Here is an 11,597-nt window from a genome sequence, read left to right on the forward strand (position 1 = left end):
ACGCCTTGGTGAGACCGTTTCGACACGAGCTGCTTCCGAGGGTGTCCCGCGAGTCGGCGGCGGCAGCCGCGCTGCTGCGGCGAGAGCTCGGAGATCTGGCCGAAGGAGCGCTCGCGCGGTGGGCCTCCGCCTTGTTCGGGGTGCCCGCCGGAGAGATCGCCGCGCGCGTGGCCGGGCTGCGGCCGCAAGGAGAGGCCGCTCCGAGGCTCGCCGGGCGTGCGACGGCCTGGATCCCGCTGCACGGGCCAGCCGGCCAGCTCGCCTGGCTGGCCCTCGACGCGCGCGTGACGGCAGGGGTCCTGGGCGTCCTTCTCCGCGTGCCGCTCACGGGAGTCCACGCGGCGCGTTCTGCCGGTGAGCTCGGGCTTCTGACCTATGCCATCGCGGCGCTCGTGGACCAGCTAGGTAACGGTTGTCCCTGGTCCGTCGGTCCGGCGCGAGCGCGCCCTCCGCGGGAGGCAGAGCTGCCGCGCCGAGCCCTGGAGGTGCAGCTCGTGCTCCCGCATCATGCGGGGCTCGCGTGGCTCCTCCTCCCCGAACCGTGGGTGCAACCGAGCTCCCCAGAGGCCCGGCGTCGGGCACGAAGGCAGCGCCTGGGGCGTCTCGGCGCGGTCGAGGTGCCGCTCGCGATCGCGGCGGGAGCGTTCTCGGTCCCCCTCGCCGAGCTCGAGAGCGTGGAGCCTGGCGACCTCATCGTTGCAGCTGGCATTCCTCGAGCGGTGGCTGGATGCCCGGTGCGCGTGCTCGTGGCCGACGGATCGTTTTCTGGGCGCGTCCAGGGGGACACGGTCAGCATCGACGGGCCCTTCTCGCAGGGAGTGAGCATCATGTCCAAGGAGACCGTGGAAGGGGACCAGCTCGCCGACCGCCTGCCGGTGCAGATCACGGTGGAGGTGGGGCGGGTTCAGGTCATGGCCGCGCAGGTGCTGGACCTCGGGCCGGGCGACGTGCTCACGCTCGAGCGTCCGGTCTCTGCCGAGGTGGAGCTCCGGGTCGGCGGCCGCCTGGTCGCTCGGGGGGAGCTCGTCGACGTGGAGGGCGAGGCGGGTGTTCGTCTGCTAGAGGTCTATGACTGAGGCTGCGGGCGTACGCGTCGATAGAGGTCCGCGTATCGCCGGGCGGCCAGGCCCCAGGAGGGCTCCTGGCGCATGCCGTTCCGCCGCAGGTCGGCGAACGAATCCTTGTCGAAGGAGGCCAGGGCACGCTGCGTCTCCACCAGCAGAGCCTCGGCCGTTAGTTCGGGGAAGAGGAAGCTCGTGCCGGTGAGGCTCGGGTCGTCCCAGACGATGATCGTGTCGTCGTACACGCCGGCGAAGTCGTGCGCGATCACGACGGCACCGTAGTGGAGCGCCTTCGACAGGAGCTGCTGCGTTCGCGTCGTGACGCGGCGGTCCGGCACGAGCAGGAAGTCCGCGCCGGCGAGCAACTGCCGCAGCGCGAGGTCATCGGATCGCTCCCGGTAGGCTACCTGTTCGGGACTGGCCGAGACCCACTGCCGCACGGCCGCCAGCGCCGCCTCGTCGAGCGGACCCTGCACTACAAACTGGGCCCGGAGACCGTGCCAGTCGCGCGCCGCCGCCAGGAAGAGCCCCATGCCCTCCTGGTCTGCCGTGGGTGCGGCGACGCCGACAAGCGCCGCATCCGCGCGGAGCGGGAGCCCGGCGTCGCGCTGGAGGGCTCGCTTGCACGCCTCTCGGCCGGTCAAGTCCTTCGCGTCATAGCGCGCGGCGAGGCGGTGGTCGCTGGCCGGGTTGTAGGCGCCGAGGTTCAGCCCCGGAGTGATGCCCCAGAGGCGAGCCCGATGCGCCGCGAAGAAGCCGTGCAGCCCGCCGCCGACCGCCTCGGTCGGGAGACGCTCCGCGAGCGTCTGGCTCATGGTCGTTGCGGCGTGCGCCCACCGCACTCCGGCCTTGAGCAGGCTGACCTGACCGTGGAGCTCCAGCCCGTCCGGATGGAAGTCCTCGCGCCCCAGCGCGAGCTCGTCGAGGATCGCGGCCGGGAAGCAGCCGGTCGCGGACGCGTCGTCGAAGGTGAAGACGCGGGTGGGGCTGCCGGGCCCATCTCCGTAGCGCCGGGCGGCGAGGAGCGGTAGCAGGCCCGCGGGCCAGCCGACCGCGTGGAAGATCTCGGGCTGCCACCGGTAGGCCGGGCAGAGCTCGAGCGCTCCCTGCGCGAGGAGGTACGCGGCGCGATGGCCGCCAGCCGTTCCTGCGGAGATGGTCGCGTCGGTGAAGATGCCGGGTTGGTCCAGGAAGACGACCGGGACGTTGCTCGAGGGCAGCCGCCCCTCGAGGACGCCGACCTTCACGCTCTCGCCGCCGACGGGGATCTGCAGCTCGATGAGCCGGCGGGCCAGCGAGAAGCGCTCGGGGGAGATGCCGCGCAAGAGCGGCGCGACGATGGTGACGGTCGTGCCCTCCTCCGCGAGACTCTGGGCGAGCTGACTCACGACCTCCGCGAGCTCGCTCGACGCGGAAAACGGGGCGACCTCGGCCGCGACAAAGATCACTTGCATGGGTTCTCCTGCGCGAGAGCTACAGCAGCTCCAGCTGGACCTGTGGTTCAAAGGTGGCGGCTCCGCCGGGCGGAAAGCGCCACCCCACGACAATGACGGTCCCCTGGTAGGTGCGCTCGAACCCCGATTCGGACTGCGAGGCCGTCTCGAGCGGGAAGTACGCGACGTCCGCCGCCGGCGAAAGCGACAGCGCTACGGTCAAGGGGGTGAAGGGATCGCGCAGCTCGATGCGCGTGACCTGCGAGGCCTCGCCCGAGGCCACGACGGAACGTTCCGTGCGCTCGTCGGAGCTCACGACGGAGAGACGTCCGTCGGGGTGCGGACCCGACGGCAGAACCAGGCTCAGTTCCGTGGCGAAGCGGACGTGCCCCAGGTCGGCCTCGGTGTGAAAGCGGTAGGCCGCCGTGATGCGTCGTTGCTCGACACTCAGCTGCTTTCGCAGCGTGACGGGAGCGCGGCCGTAGGGGGAGCGAACGTGCCCCTGCCGCTGGAGACTGATCTCGGCCGCATCGCCTGGGATGGCGCGCAGCAGCTGGTAGGGGGTGTGGACGAAATCCCCCAGCTCATCGCTTGCTCCGTGGGCCAGCGCGCCGAGGCTCGTCGTCTCGGGGAGGAAGTGGTCCAGCAGCGCCGTGCGCGAGTGGGGGTCGTAGACCAGAAGGTCGGCGAGCCCCTCGTCCTTCAGCGTGGCGATGTGGTGGATCGACTGCGGGGCCTCCCCCTCCTGCGGGGCGCTCGCCTGCTGCGCGAGGGCGCGGATGCGCGCGTGATAGCCCTCGGGCCGCCGGCTCAACACGTCCGTGACGCAGAAATCGCGACGTCGGTCGTCGATGGCGAGCAGGCTTCCGCCGAGGCCGGGCGCGACGATCGCACCGAGCTCGGGACCGTAGACGTAGACGTCGTCGAGGAGGTCACCGTTCAGATCCGCGAGCTCGAGCTCGACGGCGGACCGCGTGCCGAGCACCTCTGCGGCGAGCCGGTCGGCGCGGATGAGGTGGGTGTGCACCGCGCTCCGGAGCTTGCCGAGGTAGAGCCCTCCGAAGAGGCCGTGCCAGTAGGCGCAGTTGCATTGGCCCCGGTACAGCTCACGGACCGCGAGCGTCGCCGTCTCTTGCAGCGCGCCGTGGCTCCCTGCCTGCGCCACGGCCCGGGCGACGCGGTCGCTGACGAAGCACATGCGCTTGTGCATGAAGTTGGCTTCGGGGTAGCGGGCGAGGAACCCCTGCCAGATGCCTCCGCGAACGAACGGGCCCCAGGTGTCCTTGCGCCCCTGCTGGTCGATGGTTTCAGTCAGTTCGTGGAGCCGGTGCTGCGCCGCCGCGGGCAGAGACCACTCGCCCATCTCGTCGTAGGAGCCGGTGGGCAAGTACACCAGGCCCGACGGTCGATGCCGCTGGAGCGTCTCGCTGAAGGTGGCCGTGCGGATCCGGTCGCCGTTGGCCTCGAGCAGCGTCAGGAATCGCTCGAGCCAGCCCTTCTCCCAGACCCACTCCTTCGTGTGCGGCCACATGCCGAACTTCTCGCCGTCGTCGCCGTAGGTGACGACCACGTCCTGCTCGCCGCTCGCGTCGGCCATGCGGAGCAGGAGATCGATGGCCTCTTCTGCGGGACGGAACGGGATCGCGTAGCGCAGCTCCATCGCGATGGGAAAGAGGCAGAGCGGCAGCCCGGCCTTGTCCGTGACGTAGTAACCGCGCATCGGACGCTGCATCCCGGCGGCCAGGAAGTGACCGTCGTCGAGCAGCGTGTAGCGGTACCCGGCGCTGGCGATCGTGCGGGCCAGCCCCGGCTCCCAGACGCGCTCTGCGAGCCACATGCCACGCGGGCGCTCGCCCGTGTGCTGCTCGAGGTAGTCCGCCATCATGCGCAGCTGCCCTTGCGCGTCGGCCTCCGGGAGCACGGAGAGCATCGGCTCGTAGAACCCGCCGCCGAGGAGCTCGATCTGGCGCGTCCGCCCGAGAGCCCAGAGCTGGTCGAGATAGTCGGGGTGGTGGTCCTCGAACCATTCGAGCAGCGGCCCCGAGTGGTGGACGCTGAAGCGCAGGCTCGGGTGTCGGGCCATGGCGTCGAGGAGCGGGCGGTAGCAGTCGACGTAGCCCTGTTCGAAGACATGGTCGAAGTTGCCTTGGGGCTGATGATTGTGGATGCCGAACAGCAGGGTTACGGTACCCATGGGCGTCGCCGCTCCTCTGACTGCGGCGGACTATAGGCGGGTGCCGAAAGGGGTGTCAACGCGAGTGGAAATGGGGTAGAGGGTCGGGCACCGCGAGTGGGACCGCCTGGCGCGAACGAGGCCTCGGCACGTCGCCTCGTCGCGTAGCGCTCGGAGGAGAGGGCATGCCCGCCACTATCATCGATGGCAAAGCCTCGGCGCGGAAGGTTCGCGAGGCGCTGAAAGGGGAGGTGGATCGCCTGACGGCGCGCGGCGAGCGTCCCGGCCTGGCGGTGGTCCTCGTGGGCGACGACCCCGCGTCGGCAGTGTACGTGCGCAACAAGACGCGGGCGTGCTCGGAAGCCGGCATGGCGCACTTCGACCACGTCTTGCCCGCCGAGACCTCGCAGGCCGCGCTGCTAGAGCTGGTCGCGCGCCTCAACGCCGACCCGCAGGTGCACGGCATCCTCGTGCAGCTCCCGCTGCCGGCCCACCTGGACGCCGCGGTTGTGCTCAGCCGCATCGATCCCGGCAAGGACGCGGACGGCTTCCACCCGCTGAACGTCGGACGGCTCATGCTGGGTCAGCCCACGGTGGTGCCGTGCACGCCGCTCGGCGTCCTCCACCTCCTCGACGAAGCGAAGACGCCGCTGCGCGGCGCCGACGCGCTGGTGATCGGGCGCAGCAACATCGTGGGCAAGCCGATGGCGCAGCTTCTCCTCGCGCGGGACTGCACCGTCACGATGGCGCACTCGCGGAGCAGGGACCTCGAGGAGCTCGTGCGCCGGGCGGAGGTCCTCGTCGCCGCGGTGGGTCGGCCCGAGCTGATTCGTGGCGAGTGGATCAAGGAGGGGGCGACTGTTATCGACGTGGGGATGAATCGCGTCGGGGACCGGCTGGTCGGGGATGTGGAGTTCCACGCGGCAGCGGAGCGCGCTCGCGCCATCACGCCGGTGCCGGGCGGGGTGGGGCCCATGACGATCGCCATGCTGCTCTCGAATACGGTGGCGGCGGCCCGGCGGCGCATCGACGACGCGGCGTAGGCGCGGACTGCAAGCCGCGATCAGCGTTTGGTCCCCATGGGACGGCCGAGCAGGTCCAGCACGAGCTGCCGCATGCGCTCGTAGCTCGGGGGATTCGCGAGGGTCGCGGCGGCCCCGGCATCGAGTGCGAGACGAGCGGTCGCCGGGTCTCGACTGAGCGCCACGACCGGCGGTGCGGGTGAGATGCCCTTCGTGGCTCGGAGGAGCGTGAGTCCCACCTCGCCGAGGGAGTCGAGGTCGATCGCGACGAGGTCGGGGGGGGCGGCGACTCCCGCTTCGGTGCGCTCGTCCAGCCGGGCGAAGGCCTCGGCCGCCGTGCCGGTCGTGATCACGTTGCAGTGCAGGATGCTGCCCAGATACCGGCCGAGGCGCTCCGCGGCGCCCGGATCACCGGCCGCGGCCATCAGTCGAACCCCGGCGAAGTCCTTGACGAGGGAGTCGATGAGCTCGCCGATGCCGTCGTCGAGCCGGTCGAACTGGACGCCCAGGCCGGAGGGGAGTCCGTCGTCGCTCGTCCCCTCGCGCAGCCACATCACCTTGGCTTCCGTCTCAAAGGGATGGTTCGTGCCGGGCACGGTGAAGCGCAGGCGCAAGGTGCTGCCGGAGGGTAGGAGGTCCGCGGTCTCGAGGAACAGCCCCCCCTTGGAGAGGTTCATGGAGTAGCTGATCAGGAAGGAACCGGTGGTGCGGTAGTGGACCTCCATGACCACCGGTACGCGACGGAACCTGCGGGTGTCGGCGCCGCTCACCGGATCAAGACCTCCAGCAGGCGGTCTAGCTCGTCCAGCGAACCGTAGGAGATTTCGATCCGTCCCGCATTGCTGGCGGTGTGCGCCAGGCGCACCTTCGTCTTCAGGCTGCGGGTGAGGCGCTCCTCGAGGTCCTTCACGTTCGCCGAGATGGGGCGTGCCGCGGCAGCCTTCGGCGCGCCGTCGGACTGCCGGAGCTTGCGAACCAGAGCCTCCGTCTGCCGGACCGAGAGCTCTCGCTGCTGCACGTCCTTGAGCGCGGCTGCGAGCACCTTCGGCTTCTCGAGTCCGAGGAGCGCGCGGGCGTGACCCGTGCTCAGTGCGCCCGCAGCGAGCAGCCGCAGCGCGGGTTCGGGCAGCTTCAGCAGGCGGAGCGTGTTGGCGACCGTCGAACGGTCGCGACCGAGGCGCGTCGCCAGCTGCTCCTGGGTGTGCCCGTGCTCCTCGATGAGGCGTTGATACGCCTCTGCCTCCTCGACCGGGTTCAGGTCCTCGCGCTGCAGGTTCTCCACCAGCGCGAGCTCGAAGGCCTGTGCGGGCGACACGTCGCGGATGACGACCGGGACCTGGTGGAGTCCGGCCCGCTGCGCGGCGCGCCAGCGTCGCTCTCCGGCGATGAGGACGTACTTGTCCGCGCCCGCTGGCCGCACGACGAGCGGCTGGACGACCCCCTGCTCCCGGATGGAGGCGACGAGCTCCTCGAGGCGGGCCTCGTCGAAGTACCGGCGCGGCTGGCCGTGCTGCGGGGTGATGAGCTCGATGGGGCAGACGAAGTACTCCGTCCCCCCCGCGCTGCGGCGTTGGGGCGCGTCCGGGATCAGCGCGGAGAGGCCACGACCGAGGGCCTTGCGCTTCACGCTCATCGACGGCTGTCCTGCCCGCGCTCCGCTCGCGTGCGCGCGACCGGGCGGTTCGTGGCGGAGGCGTGTCGGCGCATCAGCTCCTGCGCGAGCTGCAGGTAGCCGCGCGACCCCGCCGAGTCGATGTCGTAGAGCAGCACCGGCTTGCCGAACGAGGGCGACTCGCTCAGTCGGACGTTGCGGGGGATGACGGTGTCGAAGACCTGACCGTCGAAGTGCTGCCGCACCTCGGTGGCCACCTGCCGGACGAGGTTCGTTCGCTTGTCATACATGCAGAGCAGGATGCCCTCTAGGTCCAGCGATGGGTTGAACGCACCGCGAACACGCTCGATGGTGGTCAGCAGGTGGCTCAGTCCTTCGAGGGCGAAGTACTCGCACTGCAAGGGGACGAGGACGGATTGGGCGGCGACGAGGGCGTTCAGGGTCAGCAGGCCGAGGGATGGAGGGCAGTCGATGAGGACGTAGTCGAAGCGGTCGGCTGCGGCCTCCAGCACGTCGAAGAGCCGGCGATGCCGATCCTCGGCATCCACGAGCTCGATCTCGGCGCCGATGAGGTCGGTCTGGGCCGGCACGAGCTTGAGGAACTCGAGCTCCGTCTCGAGGAGCACGTCGTCCAGTCCGAGCTCGCCGGTCAGCAGGTGATAGACGTGGGCCTGAACGGCAGCCTTCGGGTACCCGAGGCTCGAGCTCATGGTCCCCTGGGGGTCCATGTCCACCGCGAGGACTCGTTGCTCGGCCGCGGCGAGCGAGGCCCCGAGGTTGACGGTGGTCGTGGTCTTGCCGACCCCGCCCTTCTGATTCGCGACCGCGATGACGTGCGCCATGAGCCGTCTTCGTGTAGCACGAAGCAGGAGCGTGCGAAAGGAGGATTTGGCTTTGTGTTTACAAGGCATTGGCCAATTGCAGCGCCATATTTTTGACCCCTTCGCCGCGGAAAGGTAAGGTGTGAGCAGATGTAGGACACAAACCTTCATGTCGGGAGGTTCGGCGGAGATGGCCAGGGGCACGCGAGGGAGAGAGGGCTTACGGGGGCGGGACGCGCAGTACTGGTGGGAGCTGCTCACCGCCGTGCCACCGCAGCGGCAGCCCTTCGGCCGCTACTTCTCAGAGGTGGGGACGCTGGAGAGTCTGAGGCGCGAGGGGAGCTCGCCGTGGGGCGAGGACGCATCTCTCATCGAAGGTTGGTTTGCGGAAGGCGAACGTCTGGACGAGTCCGGCGTCTACGAGCCGCGCGGTGACGCGCGCGCGTGAAGGGGCACGACGATGCAGCTGTTCCCAAGGGTCTATCGATCGTTCGAGGAGTTCGAGCGCGCGGAGCTGAGCCGCCTCGACCAGCTATATGGATCCATCACCGCGATGGTGGACGAGATGCTGTCCGCGGAGCTCGAGGAGGAGCGCATCGGGGTCTCGGATGCCGCTCTCTCCGACGAGCTCGACGAGCTGTGCCCCGCGCCGAGCTGATGGTGCACTTACCACGCGCGCGCCTCTGACCGCGCGCGCAGCGACGAGTTTGCCAGCGGTGGCGGGCGGTATCTCCGGTCCCCCCCGCCCGCCACCGCACCCCTTATCACTCCCGCCAGGTAGTCCTTCTTGTCGCGGCGTGCCGACCACGCTACCTTCCACAGGCCGCTATCCGAGTGGAGGAGCGGCGCGTAAGGCGATGGTTTCCGAGGCAGTTGCTGCTTGACAGGTGACCACTGCGCCCGTAGGTTCGTCTCGCCAGCATCTAGGAGCTCGTGATGACATCACAAAAAGCCCCGGGGGGTCCCGAGGGCCCGGTTGAGATTCCAGAGCAGTTGTCCATCCTGCCGCTTCGCAACTCTGTACTCTTCCCCGGCAGCATCATTCCGATCGACGTTGGGCGGAAGAAGTCCGTTCGACTCGTGGAAGAGGCCATCAGCAAGGAGCGGCCGGTCATCGGCATCCTCACCCAGCGCGACGCGCGGACCGAGGATCCCACGGACGCAGACCTCTACACGGTGGGTTGCGCCGCGCGCATTCTGAAGGTGATCAAGCTCGCCAAGGACAACTTCAGCGTCATCCTGCAGGGGGTGAGCCGCGTCCGGATCGTGGACTACTCGCAGCGCGACCCCTTCATCGTGGCGCGGGTCCAGCCGGCTCCCGATCTTTCCAAGCCCGACGTCGAGCTGGACGCGCTGGTCCTCAACCTGAAGGACATCGCGAAGCGCGTCGTGAAGCTGATGCCCGAGCTGCCCAAGGAGGCTGCTGCCCTGGTGGACAGCGTGTCGGAGCCGGGGCAGCTCTCGGACCTCATCACCTCGAACCTGGACATCTCCGTCGAGGAAAAGCAGGAGATCCTCGAGACCTTCGACCTGAAGGCTCGGCTCCGGAAGGTGCTGGCGTTCCTTTCGCGGCAGCTCGAGATCCTGAAGGTGCGCGAGAAGATCAACACCCAGGTGCAGGAGGAGATGGGGCGGAACCAGCGCGAGTACGTGCTCCGCCAGCAGCTGAAGGCGATCAAGGAGGAGCTCGGCGAACTCGACGAGGCCGGAGGCGACCTCGACGACTTCAAGGAGAAGATCGCCAAGGCGCAGATGCCCACCGACGTGGAGAAGGTGGCCTTCAAGCAGCTGGATCGCCTGAAGGTCATGCAGCCTTCGTCCGCCGAGTACACGGTCACGCGGACCTACCTCGAGTGGTTGGTCGAGCTCCCCTGGGTCACCTCGACCGAGGACAATCTGGATATCACCAACGTCCGGAAGGTGCTGGACGAGGACCACTACGACCTGGACAAGGTGAAGAAGCGCATCGTCGAGTACATCGCGGTGCGCAAGCTGAAGCCGGACAAGAAGGGTCCCATCCTCTGCCTCGTCGGACCTCCCGGCGTGGGGAAGACCAGCCTCGGCCGCAGCGTCGCGCGGGCCATCGGCCGGAAGTTCATCCGCGTCTCGCTGGGCGGCGTGCGGGACGAGGCCGAGGTTCGCGGCCACCGGCGGACCTACGTCGGCTCGCTCCCCGGCCGGATCATCCAGAACATGAAGAAGGCGGGGACGATCAACCCGGTGTTCATGCTGGACGAGATCGACAAGCTCGGACACGACTTCCGCGGCGACCCGGCCGCGGCGTTGCTCGAGGTGCTCGACCCGGAACAGAACAACGCGTTCTCGGACCATTATTTGGAGGTTCCCTTCGACCTGTCGCGCGTGATGTTCATCGCGACGGCGAACCTCATGGACCCGGTCCCCGCCGCGCTTCGGGACAGACTCGAGATCCTCGAGCTGCCCGGCTACACGCGAGACGAGAAGCTCGCCATCTCGCGCCAGTTCCTCGTGCCGAAGCAGCTCGAGGAGCACGGGCTCTCGTCGGAGCAGCTCGTCATCACGCAGGAGGCCGTCGGAGAGATCATCGACTGCTACACGCGTGAAGCGGGGGTCCGCAATCTGGAGCGGGAGATCGCGAACGTCGTGCGCGGCTGCGCAGTGAAGGTCGCCGGGGGAGTGGCCGAGGGCGCTCTTCCCTCCATCACGATGGAGAACCTCTCCGAGTTTCTCGGCCCGCAGAAGCATCTCAGCGAGGTGGCGGAGCGAGCCGCCGAGCCGGGGGTCGCGACCGGTCTCGCCTGGACGCCGGTGGGCGGGGACATCATCTTCGTCGAGGCCACGCGCATGCCGGGCAAGGGGAACCTGGTGCTGACGGGGCAGCTCGGGGACGTGATGAAGGAGTCCGCGCAGGCCGCCCTCAGCTACGTCCGTTCGCACGCCAAGGAACTCGGGATTGCCGAGAACTTCCTCGAGAAGCAGGACATCCACGTTCACATCCCCGCCGGCGCGATTCCCAAGGACGGACCCTCGGCGGGCATCACGCTGTTCGTGGCCATCTGCTCGCTGCTGCGCGGCGTGGGGGTCCGACCCGACGTGGCGCTGACGGGCGAGATCACCCTCCGCGGGATGGTGCTCCCCGTCGGGGGGATCAAGGAGAAGGTGCTGGCGGCCCATCGGGCGGGGATCAAGAAGGTGATCCTGCCCGATCGTAACCAGAAAGATCTTCCGGACATCCCGGAGCAGGCCCGGACCGAGCTCGAGATCGTGTTCGTGCGCCGCGTGGACGAGGTGCTCCCGCTGCTGGGCCTGAACGCCGCGCCCGCGGCCGAGGTCCCCGGGGAACAGGGGGCGCCGCTGCCGCCGGCCGTACCGGCGACCGAGCCCCCTCCCCAAGCCGCTATCTAGCCGCGAGGGCCTCCGGGTCGCTCTCCATGCGGGAGCTCGGGGGCCTCGCGGACGTCCCTTCCCGGCGCCTCGCTGGGCCGATTGACATCTG

10 protein-coding genes are annotated in these 11,597 nt (G+C 69.1%); 5 read left to right on the plus strand and 5 right to left on the minus strand.

The features are described from left to right. The first annotated feature begins 41 nt into the window (after window positions 1–41). Complete coding sequence (gene sctQ / locus IT371_01475) at window positions 42–1,076, plus strand: type III secretion system cytoplasmic ring protein SctQ (protein MCC6746296.1); 1,035 nt, start codon at window positions 42–44, stop codon at window positions 1,074–1,076. On the opposite strand, the gene IT371_01480 is transcribed toward sctQ, so the two are convergent. Beyond that, window positions 1,067–2,515 (minus strand): glycogen/starch synthase, encoded by a 1,449-nt coding sequence (locus IT371_01480; GenBank protein ID MCC6746297.1) that lies wholly within the window; start codon window positions 2,513–2,515, stop codon window positions 1,067–1,069. The genes sctQ and IT371_01480 overlap by 10 nt on opposite strands. A gap of 19 nt (window positions 2,516–2,534) precedes the next feature. Beyond that, entirely contained in the window at window positions 2,535–4,688 is a 2,154-nt protein-coding gene (locus IT371_01485) for a DUF1926 domain-containing protein (protein ID MCC6746298.1), read from the minus strand. 164 nt (window positions 4,689–4,852) lie between these two features. On the opposite strand from IT371_01485, the gene folD reads away from it, so the two are divergent. Further along, window positions 4,853–5,710, plus strand: a complete 858-nt coding sequence (gene folD, locus IT371_01490; GenBank protein ID MCC6746299.1) for a bifunctional methylenetetrahydrofolate dehydrogenase/methenyltetrahydrofolate cyclohydrolase FolD — start codon at window positions 4,853–4,855, stop codon at window positions 5,708–5,710. 20 nt (window positions 5,711–5,730) lie between these two features. On the opposite strand, the gene IT371_01495 is transcribed toward folD, so the two are convergent. From IT371_01495 to IT371_01505, 3 genes are read right to left on the minus strand one after another with little or no spacing between them, the layout of a single operon-like run. Further along, window positions 5,731–6,459, minus strand: a complete 729-nt coding sequence (locus IT371_01495) for a TIGR02266 family protein (protein ID MCC6746300.1) — start codon at window positions 6,457–6,459, stop codon at window positions 5,731–5,733. Next, window positions 6,456–7,322, minus strand: coding sequence for a ParB/RepB/Spo0J family partition protein (locus IT371_01500; GenBank protein ID MCC6746301.1), 867 nt, complete (start codon window positions 7,320–7,322; stop codon window positions 6,456–6,458). Before IT371_01500 ends, IT371_01495 begins: the two co-directional genes overlap by 4 nt. Further along, on the minus strand, window positions 7,319–8,143 hold the full coding sequence (locus IT371_01505) for a ParA family protein (protein MCC6746302.1): 825 nt from the start codon (window positions 8,141–8,143) through the stop codon (window positions 7,319–7,321). The genes IT371_01500 and IT371_01505 overlap by 4 nt, the downstream gene beginning before the upstream one ends. Window positions 8,144–8,312: 169 nt before the next feature. On the opposite strand from IT371_01505, the gene IT371_01510 reads away from it, so the two are divergent. The 3 genes from IT371_01510 to lon all read left to right on the plus strand — a co-directional run bounded on the left by IT371_01510 (window position 8,313) and on the right by lon (window position 11,506). Then, the gene (locus IT371_01510; GenBank protein ID MCC6746303.1) at window positions 8,313–8,570 is read left to right on the plus strand and encodes a hypothetical protein; all 258 of its coding nucleotides are present in this window, start codon (window positions 8,313–8,315) and stop codon (window positions 8,568–8,570) included. Between the two features lie 12 nt (window positions 8,571–8,582). After that, window positions 8,583–8,780, plus strand: a complete 198-nt coding sequence (locus IT371_01515) for a hypothetical protein (protein MCC6746304.1) — start codon at window positions 8,583–8,585, stop codon at window positions 8,778–8,780. 278 nt (window positions 8,781–9,058) lie between these two features. Beyond that, window positions 9,059–11,506: an endopeptidase La gene (lon, locus tag IT371_01520; GenBank protein MCC6746305.1), complete on the plus strand. Its 2,448-nt coding sequence runs from the start codon at window positions 9,059–9,061 to the stop codon at window positions 11,504–11,506. The last annotated feature ends 91 nt before the right edge of the window (window positions 11,507–11,597 follow it).

The organism is Deltaproteobacteria bacterium (genome assembly GCA_020848905.1).
In the GTDB taxonomy this organism is placed as follows: domain Bacteria; phylum Myxococcota_A; class Polyangia.

Excerpts from the sequence above, each read along its gene's own strand:
- IT371_01480 (MCC6746297.1), bottom strand. The coding sequence starts at position 2,515 with ATGCAAGTGATCTTTGTCGCGGCCGAGGTCGCCCCGTTTTCCGCGTCG.
- IT371_01485 (MCC6746298.1), bottom strand. The coding sequence starts at position 4,688 with ATGGGTACCGTAACCCTGCTGTTCGGCATCCACAATCATCAGCCCCAA.
- folD (MCC6746299.1), top strand. The coding sequence starts at position 4,853 with ATGCCCGCCACTATCATCGATGGCAAAGCCTCGGCGCGGAAGGTTCGC.
- IT371_01500 (MCC6746301.1), bottom strand. The coding sequence starts at position 7,322 with ATGAGCGTGAAGCGCAAGGCCCTCGGTCGTGGCCTCTCCGCGCTGATC.
- IT371_01505 (MCC6746302.1), bottom strand. The coding sequence starts at position 8,143 with ATGGCGCACGTCATCGCGGTCGCGAATCAGAAGGGCGGGGTCGGCAAG.
- IT371_01510 (MCC6746303.1), top strand. The coding sequence starts at position 8,313 with ATGGCCAGGGGCACGCGAGGGAGAGAGGGCTTACGGGGGCGGGACGCG.
- IT371_01515 (MCC6746304.1), top strand. The coding sequence starts at position 8,583 with ATGCAGCTGTTCCCAAGGGTCTATCGATCGTTCGAGGAGTTCGAGCGC.
- lon (MCC6746305.1), top strand. The coding sequence starts at position 9,059 with ATGACATCACAAAAAGCCCCGGGGGGTCCCGAGGGCCCGGTTGAGATT.